Below are 22,727 nucleotides of genomic sequence, written 5' to 3'. Positions count from 1 at the left end.
TTAAAATTTCCCAGCACTAAATCCGCCATCAACTGAAAGCAATGTCCCCGTTACATAGGATGACTGTTCACCTAAAAGCCATAATATAGCGGCAGTGATCTCTTCTGGCTCGGCAAAACGTTTCAATGCGGTTGACTGAATTTTCTCTTCTGTTGATGCAGGGTTAGCACGAAGTCTCTCCTTGGTGTTCATACCACCTAAGGTCGGGCCTGGGCAAACTGCATTGATCCTCACCACACTCAGCCCTTCTGGTGGATTGGCACTTTCAACTGCAGCAACCTGTGTCAACATATTTAAAGCTGCTTTACTGGTAGAATATGCACTCTGCCGTGGTTGCCCTAAAACCCCGCCACAAGACGAGACATTCACAATCGAGCCTTTCTCACTTAGACCCATCAGGCGAATCTGGTGTGACATCAATAACAATGGTCCAACAAGATTAACCTGTAATACACGGTTCCACTCGTTTAAATCCAGTTCTTGAACTGAGGCTCTTTTAGTGGTGATACCTGCATTATTAACAGCAAAATCTAAACGCCCGTGCTCCTTACGAATTAAATCGAAAAGCTCAATTACGGCACGTTCATTGGTGACATCAAGTTGAACATAACGTGAATTACTACCCAATTCTTCCTGCGCATTCAATCCGTCTTCTTTATTTCTTCCCGTGATGTAACAAAAAACACCTTTTTCAATCAAGCTTTTACTTACATTAAATCCAATCCCACGAGTCCCGCCAGAAACCAATGCGACTTTACCAGTATAAGACATTTTATTTCTCCTGATGTTTTAATTGAATATGAACAGGGCGCAAATAGCGCGGATTTACACAACAAAATACCCTGTCTGCTGATGGTTCTTTCTTATCCCACAAGCAATACGAATCCCACCGGCAACGGAAAACGTCATCATAATCCCCAGCCAGCTCTTTGTTAACAAACTGATGATCTGCAACAATCGCTCGCCCAAAACCAATAAAATCGGCATCTCCACTGTCAAGAATCTCATCGGCTAATTTCAGACTATCGATATTAGCAGCAAAACCAATAGGCAAAGCTGTTCTCTGTTTAAAGAAACGCCCAGCTGAGCGAGAAATATCAATTGTGAAATTTTTATCGCTCAAGAACTTATTATAAGTCTCAGCAATTCCTGTAGCACCTATGATTGCATCAGCCCCAGCTTCTTCAATAGCAATAATGACATCACTTAATATATCGACATGAATTCCTTCCTTACCCAAACCATCATCGATTTGTAGACGCACAAATATTGCCATGTTATCACCAACAGAAATTTTAATTCTGCGAATGATTTCAACCAAAATTAGCGATCTTCTTAGCGGTGAACCACCCCACTTATCTTTTCGCCGATTAGTTCTTGGTGAGAGAAAAGAACTCAATAGGTAGCCATTAGCTGCATGTATTTGAATTGCAGGCGCACCTATTCTTAATGCCAGACACGCAGCATTATGAAACTGATAGATATAATCTTCAATGCGGTCTTCATTCAACCTTGTCACATCACCAGGAATATCGGGTAGATTATAACTTAAAGAGTTTCCCTCAGGCTTTACACCATAATGTTGCAATTGAACGCCTAAAATAAACTTTTTATTATTCGCACTTTCAATAATTGGCTTTAAATCATTTGCATGGTCTTCAGAAACAATTTTCATGCTGCGATCAGTATATTGTGACAAAGGGTCAACTGATGCATTTCCTAAAAAACCAAAACCACATCCCCCTTCCATGAGAGAATCATAAATTGAAAAAAATTCAGGTAGAGGCCTACCCATTGGGTCACAAAGATCAAAACCAACAGAGGAAAAATACATTCTGTTTGCTGCTAAATGATTTTTCCCGAAGGATAAGGGCCGCGTCAAATTTGAATAATTAGGCATAATTTCACTCGCCGAACACGTTAGTTTCAACAGAATTTTCTATAAATCCTCGTTTGATCATCTCTTTAAGACTTTCTAACTCTTCAAAGGAGACTCGTTCAAATAACCAATGACTCTCCCCATTACCTTCACCAACCCTATAAATAGATGTGCTGAAAGATATTGAATTATCATAAACAAAAGTTACAATCGCTTTCTCTATATTTTTATTCTTTACTCTGCTGGTAACACACCCCTTGCCTGATACACTTTTCAATACAACAATATTCTGACTAAGATCATGTGACGTAATAAATACGGTTAGTGGCGAGTGACTTAAAGGTTTAAATAAATCATCAGTATTTAGCAGCACATTTCTAGCCAACTTAAATTTCCCAATCGAAATCACGGGTGCCACAGTTTTGATTCTTGCAATCAGTTTCGCCTCTTGATAGAACGAGATTAAATACGTAATTTCCCTTGGAGTTGATGATTTTGATGAAGTAAAATCATCAACAACGATTTCCACCGGATACATAAGCTCACAATAAGAGTAAAAATCAGCTTGCATTTGGCTTAAACTGATAGTGACCTTACCTAACTGATGTTGAGAGTACGTATACAATTGATAATAAATTGCCTGTCTGGCTACTTCCATAAGCATAATGCCGGGAACATGCTCATGCTGCTTTCTGTAGAAGAAATAGTGGTCTGCATTATTGACTAACTGGAAACTGGTCGAATAACGCTCAATATTGCATTCATTCAGGAAAGAAGTGACATTCTCGGCATTTATAAAATCATGATCGAGATTATTTTTTTTACTGAGCGAATCAAGCCTTTGAAATGGAATTCCTTGGGAGATCAGTTCAGCATCACCCTCAAATTCCACTTCTGGTAATGCCTCGTTATGATCATCAATAAAAGTATAATCACCATTTCCATTACAGTGATAAAATGCATTTAAAATAACACTAACATTCTGAGAAATAGGGGTTTTAGGAATAACAATATAAGGCATGATTTTTCTTGGACTGCACAGTAATACGTCATCAGAGCTGCCTTTGTGCAATAATTTTGGCGCAATGGTATTATTATACTGAATTGTCATCACATCCCCTTTTTTACCTTAACGTTGACTTGATACTCGTTCAACCAGCGATGCATCCAGAGCACCATTTCAATACTTCCTCGATTGTAAGGCTGGCTTATTTCTGATGACTCTCTTTTTAGTAGGCTAATGATTTTTTCACGGTCAATCAGTTCGTAAACTGGTGAACGGTTATTTTCAATAATTGTACCTAACTCAACTCGAAGTCCATTTTCATATGCACCATCTTGGGTGGCCGGATATGGTGTTTTGATTCGGTTAACAATCCCATCCGGTAGCAGGTGCCGTGTTGCGGCACGCAGTAAACTTTTTTCTCTGCCGTCAAAACTTTTCATTTCCCACGGTGTATTAAATACATATTCGACTAACCGATGGTCACAGAATGGCACGCGAACCTCCACTCCAACCGCCATACTCATACGGTCATTGCGGTCAAGCAATGTGGGTAAAAATCGAGTAATGGCGAGATAAGACGTTTTCCGCATACGCCAATCTGTATCGTTTTCTCCTGGCAAAGTGGGGACTTCTTTCACCGCTTTGCTATAGCATTCAGCTCGATAATCTTCACGTTCTAATGAAGTGACAAAGTCACGTGAAAGCAACTGGAGACCACCAAAATAGCGTGCCGATCCCGCAGTTAACCAAGGGAATGTATCTGCATCTCTGGCTGCTGGGTTTCTAAACCATTGATATCCACCGAAAATTTCATCTGCTCCCTCGCCTGAAAGGGCAACGCTAGAGTGTGTTTTTAGCTCGCGAAATAACAGATACAAAGATGGCCACATATCTCCCCAATAAGCAGGTGGCGCATCCACCGCACGTAAGACCTTTTGCCTGACAGATTCATTGAGCATATCTTCACTGCGTAGCAGTAACTCAGTGTGTCTGGTGCCCGCGTGCTGGGCAAGCATTCGAGCAAAAGGCGCATCGGCGGCTCCTCTCACCCCATCAGCCTGAAAAGTCTCGATGTTATGACTGAAGTCAATAGAGAAGGACGGTAAATACCCTGAAGGTAAGGATTTAGCCGCCATCGCGGTGACTGCAGATGAATCAAGCCCTCCCGAAAGAAGCGAACATACCGGCACATCTGACACAATTTGTCTGCTCACTGTGTCAGTAAGCAAGGTTCTGACTGTGTCAATGGTCGTTTCCAGAGAGTCAACATGTTCCCTAGCTTCCAGTGCCCAGTAGGTCTCTTTTTGTAACCCATTTTTATCAAATATAAGCATCGTACCCGGACGCACTTCAAACACTCCATCATATACAGTACATTCAGGTGTTTTTAGCATATCGAGTATTTCACAAAATCCATTTCTGGAAATACTTGGTTGAACGACACCACTAACAAACAGAGCTTTCGGCTCCGAAGCAAAAATGACGCCGCTCTCAGTCAATGCATAATAAAGAGGCTTTATCCCCATGCGATCGCGAAACATAAAAAGCTGGTTACGTTGACAATCCCAGATGGCTACCGCGTACATGCCATTAAGATGATGGACAATATTTTCTTGCCAGTGTAAGTAGCCTTTGAGAAGCACCTCCGTATCACTGGTCGTATCAAAATGATAACCTAGTCCTTGTAAATCTCTTCGCAGTTCCTGAAAGTTAAACACTTGCCCATTGAATGCAATCACCGCATGGTTACCATTAAAACCTTTGGCTTCCATTGGTTGAGCACCATGCTCAATATCAATAATCGCTAATCGCTGATGTCCTAAGGATGCATATTTATCATTCCAGACACCTTGACCATCTGGCCCACGATGTGCCAACGACTCCGTCATGGCTTGTACAAAATACGTTCTGTCAAAATACCTATTATTAAAATCTACCCAACCAGTAATCCCACACATATGACACCTCTAATTGTAGAAAAAATTTAAGTTACTCAGTGTGAGAATTATCTAACACTATTGTAGGTTTAATAATTTTTGTTTTTTCCAGATTTATTAACATTGCGTTCCAGGAAAGGCCAACACCAAAACCACATATTATTATATTTTTCCGTGAATGCCCCCAGTCCTTTCGACTTAACAATAAAGGAATAGATGTAGAATTAGTATTACCAATACCGTCAACATCTGCAGGCAGTTGTTCATCATTCAGACTCATGATGTCTCTCAGGTATCCAAGAATAAATTCATTTGGCTGATGTAAGGCGTAAAGCGCAATTTCATTTTTATCAACATTCGATTCTGATAACAGCGTATCGATAGCTTCAGGAACACGTTTTAGAGCAAAGCTCATTACAGCAGCACCATCCATTTTTAAATAGCCAACCGTTCCAGAAATTGCGTCTTCTTTTTGATAATGCATTCCCACACCAAGGGATTTTCTACCTTGCCCATCAGCGCCATAAATAAATGTACAGGTGTCCTCACCATTAGTGATCAATGATACCGATGCAGCATCGCCAAAAAGCATTCTGGATTGATATTCTTTATCATCAATGACGCGAGAATTAACATCACCAGTACATACCAACACATTTTTACACACACCCGCCTTGACCAACGACGCAGCCTGAATCAGTCCATTGGCGTAACCAGAACAACCCGAATTAAGATCAAGTAAAAAGCAGTTTTCGCTGAGACCCAATACCTGGTGAAGAGAAAATGAGGTTCCGGGGCTCCATACATCGGGTGTTTGAGTGATAACGATCAAACCATCTATCTGATTATTCTCTAAATCAATATTGCTCAGTAAATTATTCACCGCGGCAGTCATCAGATCTGTCGTTGATATATGCTTAGCAACCCTGATTGATTTTATTCCTGTTCCTCTAATAACACGTGAAACATTTTTCTCTCCGTACAAAAGAGTGAAATCAGACGATTGCATCAACGTAGACGGTATTGCTGCTGCAATTGCTTTAATATTAATGCCAATGATTGAATGGGTACGCATTTTATAAAACCTTATTATTCCACCAGTAGTAGAACCAGATCATTCACGACTTTGATATTTCTCATATCTTCTACGGCCACCTGCTTCCCTGTTTCTTTAGTGACTAATGCGACTGCCGCGAGAATTGCAAAAGAGTCCCATTTTTCATTCTCATTTAGATTTGTATATGGGTAAATATCATGAGGTTCCATATCCAAAACCAATGCGAGTTGTGGCCGAACAGTTTCAATATCTTTTTTCATCTTAGCACCCTTGTTTTTATGAAAATAAGGTATTATCTGGAACACCCTGTTCCATAATAGTGAAGAATATAATTTTATTTATTTTTTCATCGAAAAATGAATTTTAATAAATAGAATATCAACTCGTTGCGATCTGTTTTGATGATTTTTGTTGTGAAATAAGACGTGCCAGTAATCCAAGAATTGCCGGAGCCAACGTGCCGTACAATGTGACCCAGCTGATACCATTTACAAAGGCATCATGTGCTGCGGCAACATTCACGCCACCCAGAAGTTCTGCATTGAAGTTGCCTGCGGCAATCGTATTAGCAACACTTGCAAGCGAATCTACATTTACGCTATGAACCAGCTCGGCAGAGACGCCAGATAGCAACACAAAACCCATCACGGCGATATTCACTGCGAGTGAAATCATGCGGGCGCTGAATTCCATTCCCGATGCCATGCCTGCACGTTCTGGAGGCAGTGAGCCGGTTGAGGTATTGGTCACTGGCGTATTGGTCAACCCTAATCCTACTCCAGCAATAAGACAGCCCGGCAGTAATGTCAACCAGCTAGCATGTCCGCTGGAAATGGTTATGTGCAGTACCGCAAAGCCAATCGCGATGGTGAATAATCCCACCGGGATAATAAAACCTGGGCCGCGCTTCTGTAACAGGCGCTCAGCATAAGGCGGAACCACAATCGTTGGCAGGGTATAAGCCAGCACAATTAGCCCGGCTACCACACTGCTATAGCCCAACACTGACTGTAAATAGAGCGGAAAATAGATAACGAACGGCCAGAATGAAAAATTCATGCCGCTGGCTCCCAACAATGCAACTGAGAAGTTACGAATTCGGAAAGCTTTAAAATCAAAAATAGGACGTTGGCTTTTCAGCTCAATGATGATGAAAAGCAGCAGGCTCGCAATACTGATCGCAATAATTTCTTGGCCCGTACCCGATGCCAGACTTAATTCATGCCCCTGTGTAATTAGATAGACAAAACCAAATACGGCGATCGGTAAGGTGATCATACCACCAAGATCAATTTTCACCACATGCGGGTCACCCGACTCCACCACACCCATCCGGGCAGCAATAACGGTTACTACGGCAATCACAACATGAATAAGGAACACCCAGTGCCAGCTCAACAGAGCAAGGATAACCCCACCAACAATAGGGCCGAACCCCAACCCCAGACCGAACATAATTCCCCACCATCCAAAGGCAATTCCTCGCTCTGGCCCGTCCCTGAACTGATGTGAAAGCACAGCGACCTGACAGGAAAGCATCGCTGCCGCACTTCCACCTTGCAGGAATCTGGCACCAATCAGCAACGGTGCACTGCTTGCCATTCCACAAATGAGAGAGGCAATACCAAAAACAGTAATCCCCGCAAGAAAGATACGCTTACGGCCAAATCGATCTGCCAGAGCACCCATAGCAACTAGACATGAGCACATTGCCAGGGTGTAGGCATTCATAATCCATTGAAGTTGACGGAACTCTGCAGGCAACACTTTTTCGAGCGTTGGTAAAATTGATGGAATACTGGTTATTTCCAGACCCAACATAATGGCGGATAAGCACACAGCACCCAGTGCTATCTTATTTATTGATGATATGGTCGCGGCCATTTCTTTTTTGCTCCGTAGATCTAATCAGATGGCATTTTTCTTATGAAAGTATTTATGAAAAATGAAGTTTTCTATTTAGCTAAATGTTCTAACACGGCAAGAAAGTATCACTTCTCGAACTCATCAGATATGGTAAAGTCTGGTATATCTGTGACAACAAAATGGAATAGTTGAGATGACCACGCTGGATATTGATGCCGTGCGCGCATTTGTCGTGATTGCAGAGTCAAAAAGTTTCACTCGTGCGGCGACTGAACTGGGCACAACGCAAGGAGCTTTAAGCGTTAAACTGAAGCGACTCGAGGATAAGCTTGGGCAAAAATTGATAGAACGTACACCTCGTCAGGTGCGCCTTTCTATTTTTGGAGAAAAATTTATTTCATCCGCGCGTGATTTTCTCAGCTCTCATGAACGGGCCATATCCAGTTTAATAGCGAGTGATAGCAAATTCAAATTGGGCATTTCATGCTATGTGATGGGACCCGAAGTGCCGGAAATTCTTTCACAAATGAAGTCATTAGATCCTACGTTATTGATAGTGGTGACTGTTGATAGCTCTCACGTGTTGATGAATTCATTTAACAACGGTCAGTTGGATGCAGTGATTGTGCGTAATGATGATGACCGCCGCGAAGGGCTGGAACTGTGCCAAGAACAGTTTGGCTGGTTTGCTACCGAAAAATATACCTGTATTCCCGATCACCCCGTGCATATCGCTAACCTTTCTCCTGACTGCGGTATACGCGATTTGACTTCTCAACGTTTACGCCAGTCGGGAATTCGTTGGGAAGAGGTGTTCGTCGGGGTGGGTATAACCGCCGTTATCGCTGCACTCAGCGCAGGCATTGCGGTAGGCGTATTGCCTTATCGTATGGCGCCTGTAAACCTGGTCGAAGTGAGCACTAAACTCTCTCTGCCAGCGCTTCCCTCGATGGCGATCGTGTTACATTCTGCGTTGTCAGACCAAAAAACGCGATCCATTATTCGTACTATTCAGCGTGTGTACAAAAACCATCACCAGGAAATTGCTGCTCCAGATATTAATACGAATGAAAATAACAATACTCGAATAGTTGATTATTCAACGTTCATCGCGCATTCCGAAATTTAATTAATAACTGAACAACAATACGATAACCTGACTCATTTATGTAACTTTCCAGATGATTATTTAACGCATTGATATCAGAATCATTCGTGTTAATTATGGTTGGATATATCAAATTTTATAACACTTACGCTTGGAATAGCGGCTGCCTCCCTTGCCGAATAGCCTTGACAGCAAGGGGGACATTTCGCCTTTCCTCCGCTCGCAAAATACGCATCTTCGTTCTATAGTTAATCGCGATCTACTCGATCTACTTACAATAAGTTATCTAGTATGAGCAACGACTATCTCCCGATTAGAGCGAATTAGCTTGCAAACGGCACCGAACCGGCGCTGTAACCTGACCTGGCGATTATTGACGCCTATTACCACATTTATGACCGCCCCGGCAGACAATACCTGCTACTCGAGTACCTTGTAGATGCGGCTTACGGCCACAACAATATTACAGCTTCGGTGTATACGCAGGCGCTGACCAGCTACCGCAGTTCGGGGTCAAAAGCCTTGCGCCCGGTGGGCTTAATTGAGTACGTAACCTAAGCTACTCCCCGCCAGCAGCAGCTGTTACCCAAAGCGGCGCAGTGGTAGTCGGTTATGTCGATTTATGTCATGGCGTGGCGGTGCACAAGGTACTGGAGGCGGAGTTATCTGCTGCGCATGGTCACCTACGCGGCGTACGTCATCGAGTCTCCAGGGACGCAGATCCGAGCCTTGTTAATCCGCTTTCAGCTGCATCCGCTGGACTATTGCTCGATAAGCACTATCAGGCGGGTGTTGATTTGAACAGTTGGCCGATATAGGTTGAACTATGATGCCTGCTGTTTTTCACCACGTTATCGGAGCTGTACGAGGTTGTACGTCAGGTACCTGACACCCGCATTATCATCAACCATTGTGGCCGCGTGGTGCGTATTGCCCTCTATGTACAAAACCCAGAACCAGTTTTATACCGCCAAATTCAATTAGTGATCATTCTGGTGCTCTTGACAGCATCGCAATTCAGGATTAGCTTAATTATTAGCCAGTTACTGGCAGGGCGATCTCAGTCAGAGGATCCAAAAACTAGAAGCCCGCTTAAGCAAACTTAAGCGGGCTTCTAGTTTTTGTGCTTTATATCCAGAGTCAGCTCTGATTAAGTTGACGCTTATTGCAATATGGGCGAGATGCCGTCATGCCCCATAGTAAAGCCTTGAAAACCTGTGACAAGGAATTATACGTCACGCTACTGACACAAAATTAAGGTTTCAGAAAATCGTTCAATTCATACAGATGGTTCATGAATAGATGACGGTCATGACTGTGATGAGCTTTTTTATGACAGCGAGGGCATAGAGCAACAGTATTATCGATGGTATCTGGCCCTGAATTTCGTAGAAACTTCACATGATGGACCTCCAGAAATACTGACTGACTGTCTGTCAATAAAGGCGTTGTTTGATTAGAACATCCCTGACACTGGCCATTAGCGCGCAAAAGAGTATATTTTTTAACCTGCTCACATCGTTCCACAATATCCCTGGTTTCAGAGATTTTTTGAGGATACCTGTTACCAGCAGGAATACTCATCGGCGTTTCATCGGAAATCAGGGTGGCTGGACTCACCGTTTTCCGTTGTAAAATTCTTATCCCATTTGATTGACCATTATTGGTGAACGTTTTCCATTTCTGAGTTGTTTCACCGATCAACGCCATATTTCTGACCTGAAGTTGGACGTTATCCCCTTTTCTCTTCAGCTTGCTTACCCTCGTCGAACCAACGACTTCACCCAACCATAACTGCGTCGGGAGTTTATTTTGAACGTAAAATATTAAGAGGTGATCAATGTCATTTGGCGCCACAAATCCCCAATTTCCTGTTGATACAGGCACGCCATTTTCCCATACGAGATGTAAGCCTTTCGTTTTCACTGCGGCAATGCCGGCATTATCATCTATGTTCTGTGAATTCAAAAACTCGTAGCAATTACTGAAATATTTAACCTCGGACATCATGATCTCCCTGTGTTTAAACACATTATCGGCAAATGACGTCTAAGCATGAGTATTTTAATTTGGTTAAAAGGCGACTATTTATCTCACTGTGAACCGTTTTTACATACCCGTTCTCATCTGAAAGTTTGCCAGAGGAGAAAACTTTCATGGAAAGTAGGTAATCTTCTGACAAAACCAAGTGAGTTATCTTTGCGTCGGTAGTGCAGTGTTTATATTCGCCTTCACCCTGACGTCATTGTTGAAGAATGTGAATGAACCTTCCGCAGGGAGCGATGATGCGCAGCCTGACGTCGTAACTCGGTTTAAAATTCGTTATCATCCGCTCCCACTTTCCGTCCGGGTTGCCTGATGTCTACGATTATCGATACGTTTATTGCCCCGCCGTGCCATGACCAGATTGAGACGCTGTATCAGGATGACCATCTGGTGCTCATCAATAAGCCGTCCGGTCTGCTCAGCCTTTCGGGCAAAAATCCGCAAAATCTTGATTCAGTGCATCACCGGCTGGTACAGATATTTCCCGGCTGCACGCTGGTCCACCGCCTGGATTTTGGGACATCTGGTCTGATGGTGATTGCCCGCAACAAAGCGGTTAATGCCGCCCTCTGCCAGCAGTTCAGCCTGCGCACCGTCACCAAAGTGTACAGCGCGCTGCTTTGCGGACATCTGGACCAAGATGAAGGGGTGATAGACGCGCCGATTGCCAAAGATCCGGCGCTTTTCCCGCTGATGTCAATTTGCGCACTCAGCGGTAAACCCGCGCGTTCTGGCTATCAGGTCATTGAGCGGTTTTATCAGGAACAGGATGACGGGGCGCTACTGCCGTTAACGCGGGTACAGCTCACCCCGGAAACCGGCCGCACGCATCAGTTGCGGATCCACTGTCAGCACACAGGCCACCCTATTCTGGGTTGTGACCTGTATGGCGGACTTTTGCTGCCGGGAACCGAACGGACACCGCGCCTGATGCTGCATGCCAGTGAACTGCATTTTGTTCACCCCGTCAGCCAGGAGCCGATCGTTGCCCGTCACGAAAGTCCGTTCTGAACCGGTTTATTACCACATCAAATCATCAGGCACTTTGAAATCAGCATACGGATCTTCTTCGTCTTGCTCTTCCTGACTCAGCGTGCTGTTTAGCACGATACTGCCCGCATCGCGCTGCGCAATTTTATCCGCGACGCTTGCCGGGATGATTGCGTATTCGCTCTCGCCGTTGCTATCAACCAGCAGACGGGCGATCGCCAGACGCCCGCTGATCAGCTGGCTTTGCGTCGTTTTATCCACGTAGATCTTTTTAATTAAGTTACCGTCGGTGAAGTTAAAACCAATGTCGCCTTTGGCGTCAGTGATTCGGTTCATCTCAATCAACTGCTTAACCTGAGCCTTATACTCTTTAGATAAGGCCGCCTGTTTTTGTTGTTCGCTGAGCTGTTTGTCACGCTCAAGCTGGGCTTTTTTGTTCTCTTCCACAGCTGCCCTTGCCTCACGGCTCTGAACACGTGATTTTTTAGCCGTTCTTTGGACTTTTTCCATTTTCTTGCTGGAGACTAATCCGGCTTTCAGCAACTGCTCTTGTAAGGTGAGTTTTGTCATCTTCGTTTCTAAACCAGTTTAAAAAATTTGTGGGATTATACCTGTAAATGCCGTGGCTGTGTCAGGTTGCAGGATCGGATTACGCTAAGATTTGCGGTCAACCAGCCCCTTGCCCGCTCCGCTTTCCGGCTTTCGGTATGAGGGAAAAAAACAGGCGTTAACGTAAATGATAGTCAGGGCTCCCCCCTCACGTTCCCCTCGTCGGCATCCTGCAGGGTTTCCCAGGCGATGACCCGGTTCTTTCCCTGGGTTTTGGCCTGATACAGCGCGCTGTCGGCGTTGGCGACCGTGCCGTTTACCGGTGAACCCGGTGCATGTTCGGCGACGCCGATGGAAACGGTAATGCGGACATTGTCCGGCCCCTGACTGGCACTGACATGCTCCTGGATTTTCAGGCGCATTTTTTCTGCCACCGGCAACGCGTTGACGAGGCCGGAATTGAGGACGATCAGAAATTCTTCGCCGCCATACCTGCCGACGAAATCATTGCCGCGAATATTCTTTTTAATAATTTTGGCCACCGTGCTGATAATTTCATCGCCAAACGGGTGACCGAAATTATCATTAATTGATTTGAAGTTATCGATATCCAGCATAAACACGCAGAAATTGCTGCTGCTGTTTTCTTCCGCTTCTTTTAAATAGAGATCAATACTCCGCCGATTACTGAGGCCGGTCAGCGGATCGGTTTCTGAGGCTTTTTTAAAATAATTTTTACTGGTGGAAAGGTCGGTCAGTTTTCCAAAAGAAAAATACAACACCATCAGGAATACCAGACTCATCAGCGTTTTGACGATCGCCAGTTCCCAGTACCCGTTGTCGTGGAGTGCGGAAATATGTGACAGCAAATTAATCGACTGAGCAATGCTGTAGGACAAAATGACAAACATCATGCCTTTACGATGTGTCAGGCTGAATCCGGTCAGACAGATAAAATAGATAATGGAAAACACATCGTAATAACTGGTTTTCCCGAAAATAAATAGCGTGCTTGTGATAAAGCCTAAAATCAGCACCGGGTAGCCATAGAAGATAAAACCAAAGGTAACCGGAGCGATAATCACGCTGTAAAGACTGGCATGATTGACAGACCCTTCCTGAAAAATATAAGCGCTTGCCAACCCGAACAGCACACCCAGGCCGCACTTCACCAGCAGGCTGTTTTTCTGCGTAAACTTCACATATAAAAAAGGAATTGAAATACAGGTATAGGTAATACACATTCCGACAAGCGTATTTATTAACGTTTCTTCCAGGAAAAACATCATCAATCTTTCCAATATTGTGCGGACTTAATGTGCGCAATACTAACATTTCCCGAAAAGCAAAACAAAGCACCCGAAAATAACATTAATTACAATTATCCACCGCGTGCCAGCGACTTAACACCATTAACACCATGAAGTTAAATGTGCATTATTTTATTGACATGAAACGGCAGTAATAAATAACGCACAGGGCGGTGTCGGGAATATTTACCTTACCGCCCTGCAATATATCGAAAACTGAGCCAATCCTGACCGGAAACACGCCGGGCAGGCCGCTGCCCTTTTCAGCCGTTACGCCACCGCCGCGGCTTTGGCGTCCAGCGCTTTGTGAATTGCCGCTTCCAGTTCGTTGATTTCGAATTTGGCGACGTAACCGTCAGCCCCGACTCTGCGCACGTGATCTTCGTTGGCGCTGCCGGATAAAGAAGAGTGGATGATCACCGGAATATTTTTCAGGAACTCATCGCGCTTGATATTGAGCGTCAGCGTAAAGCCATCCATTTCCGGCATTTCCAGATCGGTTAATACGAAGGAAATTTTATCGGAAATCGGGCGGCCTTCGGCTTTGCACTCTTCGGCCATTTTGCGGATTTTATTCCAGGCTTCCAGACCGGTGATATGCATCTGCGCAGGAATTTCCATCATGTTCAGGCCCTTCTCAAGCATCGAACGCGCCACTTTGGAATCTTCCGCCACGATCGCCACCGCGCCCGGTTTGAGAGAAAACGCCTTGGTTTTTTGCTTATCGATGGACACGTTGCCACTGGATGGCACGATGTCATAGAGGATCTGTTCGACGTCGAGCACCAGCGCCAGACGGTTGCTGGAGGTATCGTTATCCAGACGCGCAATGCTGGTGATGTTGCGGCTCTTCACTCCGGATTCCGCAGCCAGCACCTGGCTCCATTCAAGACGGACGATATCGTCCACCGATTCCACCGCAAACGCCTGTGTACTGCGCGCATATTCGGTGACCAGCAGAATGTTCAGGCCGGTTTTAGGTACACAGCCCACCACGGCAGGCAGGTCGATCACCGGAATAATTTCACCGCGAATATTGGCCATCCCCATCATCGGCGAGGCCATACCCGCCGCTTTCGTCAGCGCAGGCATCGGTACGATTTCACGGAGTTTAAACACGTTGATACCAAAGAGTTCAGACTTTTCTTCATCTGGCGCAGAGCCCAGACGGAACAGCAATAATTCAAAGCGGTTAGATGAAGTGAGGTTCGTTCTCTCATCGATGTCTTTCTGAAAATTGTCCATACTTTCCCCAGGCCTGTCGTGATTTGTTTTTATCTGTGATTACGCTGTGCGTCATTCGGAAAATAAGGAATTTCATTCTCTTTTTTCTCAGAGGGACATTCTTTTTATCGGCTGGTCAGGGGCAATTCTTTAGAGCGAAGAGAAAATTGAGCGGAAAGTTACCCGGTATCGCAGAGGATACCGGGTCAGGCAGCTTAGCCGCCGATCTTCACCAGGGTTCTGCCCTGAATGTTATTGTTCAGGAAATCTGCCGCCACCGCCGGCGTCATTTCCAGCGTGATCTCCGTGGCAGCCTGCTGGTAGAAGCTTTCCGGCAAGGTATTCATCAGGCGTTCCCAGACCGCCGCACGACGTTCGGCAGGCACCGACACCGAATCGACGCCCTGCAGACGCACATTGCGCAGGATAAACGGCATCACGGTAGTCGGCAGATTAAACCCTCCGGCCAGGCCGCAGGCTGCCACGCAGCCGCCGTAATTGGTCTGCGCCAGCAGTTTCGCCAGCACTTTGTCACCGACGGTATCCACCGCACCGGCCCAGATCTGTTTTTCCAGCGGACGGGTTTCGGCAAAATCATCGCGGGAGAGGATCTCGCTGGCACCCAGTTTACGCAGGTATTCGTGGGTCGATTCCCGGCCCGTGACCGCCGCCACTGTGTAACCGAGGGTATGCAGTAACGCCACCGCCGTGCTGCCGACACCCCCGCTGGCACCGGTCACCACCACGGTGCCACTTTCCGGCGTCACACCGGCGTCTTCCAGCGCCATCACGCACAGCATGGCGGTGAATCCGGCGGTACCGATGATCATGGCGTTACGCGCCGCCATGCCTTCCGGCAAGTGCACCAGCCAGTCGCCTTTCACGCAGGCCTGTTCCGCCAGCCCGCCCCAGTGGGTTTCACCGACGCCCCAGCCGGTGAGGATCACTGACTGCCCGACGGAAAAACGCGGGTCTTTGCTGCGGCTGACGTGGCCGGAAAAATCGATGCCCGGCACCATCGGAAACTGACGGATAATTTTGCCCTGGCCGGTGATGGCCAGCGCGTCTTTGTAATTAAGCCCTGACCAGCTGACATCAACCAGCACATCGCCTTCCGTCATTTCCGGCAGCGCAATATCTTTCACCTGCGCAAGCGTTGCCTTGTCTTGTTGTTCGAGAACCAATGCTTTCATATGTTTTCCTTAAGCGTTCCGGGATTTCGAAGGGTTTTGCGAAACCTACGCCCAATCTTTTGACGAGGCAAGCCCGGAAGGCTTTTTGTCAGGATACCCCCCGGCACCCTGTACCGCCCTGCAAAGCAAAAAGCCCGCTCGGGGCTACCGAAGCGGGCGGGGAGTCAATGGCTAGTATGTTGTAACTATTTCTCGTTCACCGTTTCACGGCGGGTTTCCTGCACGCTGTAGCGGTTGGATTTGAACGGGATATCCAGCCGTTCGCGCAGCGTGGTCGCCTGCGAAGGATGCCAGTAACCGCGCGCTTCCAGCACCGGCAACACCAGCCGCGTAATGTCGGCGAGCGCTTCCACCAGTACCGGTCCGCTGATGATAAATCCGCTCGCACCGCCCTCTTCCACCCAGCGGATCAGTGTATCGGCGACCTGCTCCGGCGTGCCGAAAAACTCACCGCGCGGCAGCGTGGTCTGATAGGCCACTTCACGCAGGGTCAGACGCTGCTCTTTTGCCTGTTTCTTGATGCTGTCTGTGGTCGAACGGAAGGTGTTTTGCCCCAGATCGCCCAGCTCCGGGAACGGGCCGTCCGGCGGATACTGGCTGAAATCGTGGTGATCGAAGAAGCGCCCGAGGTACGCCAGCGCATCGTCGAGGGATAACAGCGACAGCAAATACTGATATTTGGCTTCGGCCTCTTCTTCGGTATGGCCGACAATCGGGCTGATGCCGGGGAAAATACCCACCGGATGACGGCCATTTTTCGCCACCTGCGCCTGTAATTTAGCTGAGTACTCCTGCGCTTCTTCCAGCGTGCGGGCGTTAGTGAAAACGGCATCGGCAGATTTTCCCGCCAGGGCGATCCCGGCATCCGACGCACCGGCCTGGAAAATCACCGGCTGCCCCTGCGGCGAACGCTGAATGTTCAGCGGCCCTTCCACCGAGAAGAACTGCCCCTGATGGTTCAGTTTGTGCAGTTTGGCGGCATCGAAAAACACGCCACTTTCGCGGTCACGAACAAAGGCATCGTCTTCCCACGAATCCCACAACCCCTGCACCACGCTGATGTACTCCTCGGCAATCTGGTAACGCAGCGCGTGTTCAGGGTGATCCTTGCCAAAGTTTTTAGCTGAACCGGCCAGCGGCGACGTCACCACGTTCCAGCCCGCGCGCCCCTGGCTGATGTTGTCTACCGTCGCCAGCTGACGTGCGACGGTAAAGGGATCGCTGTAAGAGGTTGAAATGGTGCCCGCCAGCCCGATGCTGTGCGTGGCCGAGGCCAGCGCAGACAGCAGCGCGATCGGCTCAAAACGGTTGAGGAAATGCGGCAGCGATTTTTCGTTGATGTGCAGGCCGTCGGCGACAAACAGGAAATCAAACCCGGCAGCTTCGGCGCGCAGGGCCAGATCACGAAAATAGGGGAAATTAACGCTCGCATCGGCAGGCGCCTGTTGATGACGCCATGAATTCATATGGCCGCCTGCACCGTGCAACATCAGACCGAGCTTGATACTTTTTGAATGGCTCATGAAATCTCCTTACAGCTGGCCAGCCAGCAATTCAATGGACTTCAGACGCACGGCGGCATCTGTCAGTGGGGTGTGCAGGACGAATTCGTTGACGCACAGACGGCGCTGAATATCACGCAACTGCTCATGAATATCGCCGGGTGTGCCGTGCAGCACGCTTATCTGCTGCTTTTCGATGGTGAAATGTTTCTCACCGGCCTGACGGACAAAGGCTTCCGCCTGCTCGCGCGTGCCGACGGTGACATGCCGGTCGCCAATCGTGACGCGAAAATTATGTTGTTCCGCCACCAGAGCGGCGGCCTCTTCACGCGTCTGCGCCGCCAGCACCGCCAGGCTCACCAGCGCCTGGCCCTGACCCGCAGAATATTCATGGAATGCCAGCACCGATTCGGTCATCACTTCTGCTGACGTATTGATGAAACCGGCGAAAACAAAGTTCCAGCCAAGGGATGCCGCCAGCCGCGCGCTCTCTTTACTGGCACCCAGCAGAAAGCGCTGCGGAGCCACCGGCGGACGCGGCAAGGCGCGCGCTTCGGTCCCGGCCAGATGGTCATCAAGATGAGTCAGATAATGCGTGAGTTGCTGCAACTGCGCGGGAAAGCCCGGCGCATTGTCAGCGTGATTGTGCGCACGCAAGGCTTTGGTTGAAAGCGGCAAACCGCCGGGTGCCTTGCCGATGCCGATATCGACGCGATCCGGCGCCAGCGAGGACAAAAGATGGAAATTCTCCGCCACTTTGTACGGGCTGTAATGTTGCAGCATCACACCGCCGGAGCCGATACGCAGCCGCGAGGTGCGCGCCAGCAGCCAGGCGATCAGCACTTCCGGCGAACTACCGGCCAGTTTATCGGTGTCATGGTGCTCGGAAACCCATAAGCGGTGATACCCCAGTTTTTCCGCCGCCTGGGCAAAGGTCAGCGTCGCCTCCAGTGCCTGCGCAGCGCTCTGCCCGTCAGGTATCGGGCTTTGATCTAATAAGCTCAGTCGGTAATTCACGTCGGGCATTCCTTTTTATCTGCCGGTGTCCGGTAGCAACATCATTAATGATAAAAAGAGTTCCACGAAGTCAGCCTGAAACGAAATAATTAAATCGCGTTTCTATAGTGAATATTTTGCTATGCGGCGGGTTTGCGATTTCGTTTATAAATTATAGCCACAGGGTATTTAGTCCCTTCGCCCTGAGTGGCTAGGATGAAATGACTGCAATCTCTACCCATATAAGGCTATTTATAATGACCCTTTCACTTGCCGATGAAATCCGTACCGATGCAGGTACAAAAAATACTGAATTAGAAAAGCAACTCATCGCCCACCGTCGCGAATTACATCAACATCCCGAATTATCCAATCAGGAATTTGTCACCACCCGGAAAATTACCGACTGGCTGAACGCGGCGGGGATCCGTATTTTATCCCTCGGCCTGAAAACCGGCGTTGTCGCTGAAATCGGCCCTGATCACGGGCCGGTGGTGGCGCTGCGCGGGGATATCGACGCCCTGCCGATTGAAGAAACTTCCGGCGTGCCGTTCAGCTCGCAGCAACCGGGCGTCATGCACGCCTGCGGCCATGATTTCCACACGTCGGTGATCCTCGGCGCGGCCTATTTGCTCAAAGCGCGGGAAGACCAATTACCTGGCCGCGTGCGGTTGTTTTTCCAGCCTGCGGAAGAGCGGTTTGGCGGTGCCACACAGCTGATCAAGGCCGGTGCGCTGGAAAACGTTGATGCGATTTTTGGTCTGCACAATGCGCCTGAATTGCCGGTGGGCACCTTCTCCACCAAGGGCGGCGCGTTCTACGCCAACGTCGATCGCTTCCAGATAACGGTCACCGGCAAAGGCGCGCACGCGGCGCATCCGGAAGAAGGTGTGGACAGCATTGTCACCGCCAGCCATATCGTCACCGCGCTGCAAACACTGGTCAGCCGCAATGTGGCGGCGCAGGAATCGGCGGTGGTCAGCGTGACCCGCATCGAGGGCGGTAACACCTGGAACGTTCTGCCCCAGCATGTCGAACTGGAAGGCACGGTGCGCACGCACAACGACGATATCAGGGAGCAAATTCCGGGGCGCATCCGCCAGCTGATTTCCGGCGTCGCCGCTGCCCTGGGCGCACAAGCCGAACTGCACTGGTTTGGCGGGCCACCGGCGGTCGTCAACACCCCGCGCTGGGCAGAGTTCAGCCTGCAGGCGGCGGCTGAATTTGGGTACAAGGCCGAAGTAGCCACCGCGCAAATGGGCGGCGAAGACTTTGCGTTTTATTTGCATCACGTCCCCGGTGCATTTGTCAGCATCGGCTCGGCCAGCGAATTTGGTTTACATCATCCGCAGTTTAATCCGGATGAAGCCGCTATTTTCCCGGCGGCGAATTATTTCCAGCAACTGGCCGAAAAAGCCCTGCAGGAATTAACCGCCGGATAACCGCTTTATTCCAGATTTTATTTTCTCATGCCCGGATATTCCGGGCATTTTTCGTGGACTTTACCCGCTGCGCTGTATTTCCATTTTCTCTCTTTGATTATTTAATTTTGTTGTTTTACATCCCTGTAACACTCGGGAATAGTGAAAGTGTCACCTCACCGTCATCACCACAGACAATAAGCATGCAGGGTAAAAATAATAATGATGAAACATAGCGCCACTCTCACAGCCACCGCCATCGCAGCACTCGTCAGTTTTTCTTCAGCAGCTTACGCCGCGCCGGGTATTGATCTGATTGCCAATGAAACACCGATACACACGCCGAAAAGCCCGGAAGCCGTAGCAAAAATTCCGGCCAACTTTAAGTTTGTCGAACCGGGGACGCTGACCGTGGCACTGGCCGTCCTCGGCAGTGCCCCGCCCTTTGGCCTGTTCGCCCGTGATAACAAAACGGTGATCGGCAGCGAGGCGGATATCGCCCGTCTGGTGGCCGACGGTCTGGGCCTGAAGCTGAAAGTGGTCCCGGCTGCCTGGGAGGACTGGCCGCTGGGCGTCACCTCCGGCAAATACGACGCGGCGATCTACAACATCACCGTGACCAAAGACCGCAAAACCAAATTTGATTTCGCCACTTACCGCGAAGACACGCTGGGCTTTTACGTGAAGACCGGCAGCAAAATCACCTCGATAAAATCCGCACCGGACATCGCCGGTAAACGCATTATCGTCGGCTCCGGCACCAATCAGGAAGCCGTGCTGCTGGCGTGGGATAAAGAGAATCAGGCCAAGGGGCTGCCGGCGTTTAAACCGCAATACGTGACCGACGATGCCGCCGCGACGCTGGCGATCCAGTCTGGCCGCGCCGATGCTACTTTCGGCCCGAACGTGACCGGCGCGTATAAATCGCTGCTGACCGGTAAAACCCAACTGGTCGGCACCGTGCCGGGCGGCTGGCCGAAAACCGCCAACATCGCTGTCACGCTGAAAAAGGGTAACGGATTAGTGGATGCCGTGCAGGCGTCGCTCAACAGCGCCATCGCCAGCGGTGCCTATTTACAGGTGCTGGATCGCTGGGGCGAGAGCGTCGAGAAAATTGACCATTCAGAAATCAACCCGCCGGGACTGGGCGACTGATCAGGAGACTGCACCATGAGCGACGATATCTTTATTCAGACCGTGCCGGACGATCCGCTGATTGCGCCGGTCATCGAAGGGTTATTTGGTGAATACCGCGAGCGCTACGGCGACTTTTTCTCCAGCCAGCCACCGGAAGATGACAGCGTATTTTCCGCCCCCGGCGGCGCATTTATCGTCCTGCTGAGAAACGGCGCGCCCATTGCGATGGGCGCCTACAAACGCTACGACGAGGACACCGCCGAACTGAAACGCATCTGGACGCACCGTTCGCTGCGCCGTCAGGGGCTGGCACAGAAGATTTTGCAGGAACTGGAGCGTCGGGTGGCCGCACAAGGTTACCGCCGGGTCTTTCTGACCACGGGTTTTCGTCAGCCGGAAGCCGTCGGGTTGTATTTATCCCACGGTTATCAGCCGCAGTTCGACACCCGGCTGGATCCGGAAGTGTATTCCCGCCCGCCGTATGACGGGCGTCTGCCCTTCATCAAGGCGCTGACCGCTGATGTTCCGGTCACCTGACCGGCACGATAACACTGAATACAGGCAGAAAAAGTATGAGCGAAAACACATCCCCGTTCGTGAATCATCCCCCGCTGAAAGTGGTGCCGGCACGCTATCCGTGGCGGCTGGCCGGTGCGGTTTTTTCGGTGTTCATTTTGCTGGCGATTGTGCAGTCGATAGCCACCAATCCCCGCTGGGAATGGGGTGTGTTTCGCCAGTGGTTTTTTGAACCGGTGATTTTGTCGGGGCTGGGTAAAACCCTGCTTCTCACCCTGCTCGGCACGGTCTTTGGCGTGATCTTCGGCACCGCGCTGGCCCTCGCCCGACTGTCGAAATCCTACCTGCTCAATTCGCTGGCCTGGGGTTACATCTGGTTGTTCCGTTCGCTGCCGTTGTTGCTGGTGCTGATCATCCTCTACAACTTTTCCTATCTGTACGACAACCTCTCGCTCGGCATTCCGTTTACCTCACTGTCGTTTTTCAGCACGCCGACCGTGGATCTGCTGGATCAGTTCTCCGTCGCCGTGCTTGGCCTGTCGCTGGTGCAATCGGCGTATACCGCAGAGATCATTCGCGGCGGGATCATGGGCGTTGAGCAGGGTCAGCACGAAGCGGCAGCGGCGCTGGGATTACCGGCATACCGCCGCACCTTCCGCATCATTTTGCCGCAGGCGCTGCGCTCAATTCTGCCGACCGGTTTTAACGAAGTGATCAGCCTGGCGAAAGGCACGTCGATTGTGTACGTGCTGTCGATGCCGGAACTGTTTTACACCGTGCAGGTGATTTACAACCGCACGCAGCAGGTGATCCCGCTGCTGATGGTGGCGACCATCTGGTATCTGCTGATCACCACGGTGCTGTCGGTTTTACAGTATTACGTCGAGCGTTATTTCTCACGCGGCACCGTACGTCAGACCGCCCCGACGCTTTTCCAGCGCCTGCGCCAGTGGCGTCTGACCCGCGCATGAGCGGCTTAACTTTCCAGGA

General features: G+C 49.0%; 20 protein-coding genes. 6 read left to right on the top strand and 14 right to left on the bottom strand.

From position 1 onward, the window contains the following. The 7 genes from J1779_RS14635 to J1779_RS14605 all read right to left on the bottom strand — a co-directional run bounded on the left by J1779_RS14635 (position 1) and on the right by J1779_RS14605 (position 7,763). Positions 1-771 (bottom strand): SDR family NAD(P)-dependent oxidoreductase, encoded by a 771-nt coding sequence (locus tag J1779_RS14635; RefSeq protein ID WP_217204089.1) that lies wholly within the window; start codon positions 769-771, stop codon positions 1-3. A 1-nt stretch (position 772) separates the two neighbouring features. Beyond that, positions 773-1,900: an oxidoreductase gene (locus J1779_RS14630; protein WP_217204088.1), complete on the bottom strand. Its 1,128-nt coding sequence runs from the start codon at positions 1,898-1,900 to the stop codon at positions 773-775. A 4-nt stretch (positions 1,901-1,904) separates the two neighbouring features. Further along, on the bottom strand, positions 1,905-2,990 hold the full coding sequence (locus J1779_RS14625) for an AfsA-related hotdog domain-containing protein (protein ID WP_217204087.1): 1,086 nt from the start codon (positions 2,988-2,990) through the stop codon (positions 1,905-1,907). Further along, positions 2,990-4,843 carry an asparagine synthase (glutamine-hydrolyzing) gene (gene asnB, locus J1779_RS14620; protein WP_217204086.1) on the bottom strand — a complete coding sequence of 618 codons (1,854 nt, stop codon included), beginning with the start codon at positions 4,841-4,843 and terminating at the stop codon, positions 2,990-2,992. Before asnB ends, J1779_RS14625 begins: the two co-directional genes overlap by 1 nt. A 31-nt stretch (positions 4,844-4,874) precedes the next feature. Then, on the bottom strand, positions 4,875-5,897 hold the full coding sequence (locus tag J1779_RS14615) for a 3-oxoacyl-ACP synthase III family protein (protein ID WP_217204085.1): 1,023 nt from the start codon (positions 5,895-5,897) through the stop codon (positions 4,875-4,877). 14 nt (positions 5,898-5,911) lie between these two features. Continuing rightward, positions 5,912-6,139, bottom strand: coding sequence for a hypothetical protein (locus J1779_RS14610; RefSeq protein ID WP_183846766.1), 228 nt, complete (start codon positions 6,137-6,139; stop codon positions 5,912-5,914). A gap of 118 nt (positions 6,140-6,257) precedes the next feature. Further along, positions 6,258-7,763 (bottom strand): MFS transporter, encoded by a 1,506-nt coding sequence (locus J1779_RS14605; RefSeq protein WP_217204084.1) that lies wholly within the window; start codon positions 7,761-7,763, stop codon positions 6,258-6,260. A gap of 175 nt (positions 7,764-7,938) precedes the next feature. Here J1779_RS14605 and J1779_RS14600 point away from each other — a divergent pair, with 175 nt between their 5' ends. After that, positions 7,939-8,874 carry a LysR family transcriptional regulator gene (locus tag J1779_RS14600; protein WP_217204083.1) on the top strand — a complete coding sequence of 312 codons (936 nt, stop codon included), beginning with the start codon at positions 7,939-7,941 and terminating at the stop codon, positions 8,872-8,874. A 1,233-nt stretch (positions 8,875-10,107) separates the two neighbouring features. Here the strand turns inward: J1779_RS14600 and J1779_RS14595 are convergent. Continuing rightward, positions 10,108-10,863 (bottom strand): HNH endonuclease, encoded by a 756-nt coding sequence (locus tag J1779_RS14595; RefSeq protein ID WP_217204082.1) that lies wholly within the window; start codon positions 10,861-10,863, stop codon positions 10,108-10,110. Positions 10,864-11,211: 348 nt separating this feature from the next. On the opposite strand from J1779_RS14595, the gene J1779_RS14590 reads away from it, so the two are divergent. Then, positions 11,212-11,910: an RluA family pseudouridine synthase gene (locus J1779_RS14590; protein WP_217204081.1), complete on the top strand. Its 699-nt coding sequence runs from the start codon at positions 11,212-11,214 to the stop codon at positions 11,908-11,910. Between the two features lie 9 nt (positions 11,911-11,919). On the opposite strand, the gene J1779_RS14585 is transcribed toward J1779_RS14590, so the two are convergent. The 6 genes from J1779_RS14585 to J1779_RS14560 all read right to left on the bottom strand — a co-directional run bounded on the left by J1779_RS14585 (position 11,920) and on the right by J1779_RS14560 (position 18,684). Next, a complete protein-coding gene (locus tag J1779_RS14585; RefSeq protein WP_056780564.1) occupies positions 11,920-12,459 on the bottom strand; it encodes a DUF2058 domain-containing protein in 540 nt (179 codons plus the stop codon). 173 nt (positions 12,460-12,632) lie between these two features. Beyond that, positions 12,633-13,727 (bottom strand): GGDEF domain-containing protein, encoded by a 1,095-nt coding sequence (locus J1779_RS14580; protein ID WP_217204080.1) that lies wholly within the window; start codon positions 13,725-13,727, stop codon positions 12,633-12,635. A gap of 291 nt (positions 13,728-14,018) precedes the next feature. Then, complete coding sequence (locus tag J1779_RS14575; RefSeq protein ID WP_217204079.1) at positions 14,019-14,993, bottom strand: chemotaxis protein; 975 nt, start codon at positions 14,991-14,993, stop codon at positions 14,019-14,021. Between the two features lie 194 nt (positions 14,994-15,187). Continuing rightward, the gene (locus J1779_RS14570; RefSeq protein WP_217204078.1) at positions 15,188-16,165 is read right to left on the bottom strand and encodes an oxidoreductase; all 978 of its coding nucleotides are present in this window, start codon (positions 16,163-16,165) and stop codon (positions 15,188-15,190) included. Between the two features lie 185 nt (positions 16,166-16,350). After that, entirely contained in the window at positions 16,351-17,688 is a 1,338-nt protein-coding gene (locus J1779_RS14565) for an LLM class flavin-dependent oxidoreductase (protein ID WP_217204077.1), read from the bottom strand. 9 nt (positions 17,689-17,697) lie between these two features. Next, positions 17,698-18,684: an MsnO8 family LLM class oxidoreductase gene (locus J1779_RS14560; RefSeq protein ID WP_122095489.1), complete on the bottom strand. Its 987-nt coding sequence runs from the start codon at positions 18,682-18,684 to the stop codon at positions 17,698-17,700. Between the two features lie 236 nt (positions 18,685-18,920). Here J1779_RS14560 and J1779_RS14555 point away from each other — a divergent pair, with 236 nt between their 5' ends. From J1779_RS14555 to J1779_RS14540, 4 genes are all read left to right on the top strand, one after another. Continuing rightward, positions 18,921-20,105: a M20 peptidase aminoacylase family protein gene (locus J1779_RS14555; protein ID WP_217204076.1), complete on the top strand. Its 1,185-nt coding sequence runs from the start codon at positions 18,921-18,923 to the stop codon at positions 20,103-20,105. Positions 20,106-20,309: 204 nt separating this feature from the next. Beyond that, positions 20,310-21,239: an ABC transporter substrate-binding protein gene (locus J1779_RS14550; protein ID WP_200930324.1), complete on the top strand. Its 930-nt coding sequence runs from the start codon at positions 20,310-20,312 to the stop codon at positions 21,237-21,239. A 15-nt stretch (positions 21,240-21,254) separates the two neighbouring features. Beyond that, entirely contained in the window at positions 21,255-21,758 is a 504-nt protein-coding gene (locus tag J1779_RS14545; RefSeq protein ID WP_056780587.1) for a GNAT family N-acetyltransferase, read from the top strand. A gap of 35 nt (positions 21,759-21,793) precedes the next feature. Continuing rightward, complete coding sequence (locus J1779_RS14540) at positions 21,794-22,708, top strand: amino acid ABC transporter permease (protein ID WP_056780589.1); 915 nt, start codon at positions 21,794-21,796, stop codon at positions 22,706-22,708. Positions 22,709-22,727: the final 19 nt, after the last annotated feature.

It is taken from the genome of Rahnella rivi (genome assembly GCF_019049655.1).
Lineage (GTDB): Bacteria > Pseudomonadota > Gammaproteobacteria > Enterobacterales > Enterobacteriaceae > Rahnella > Rahnella rivi.
The sequence above is the reverse complement of the archived record's forward strand: the minus strand, read 5'-3'. Positions and strand labels throughout refer to the sequence as shown.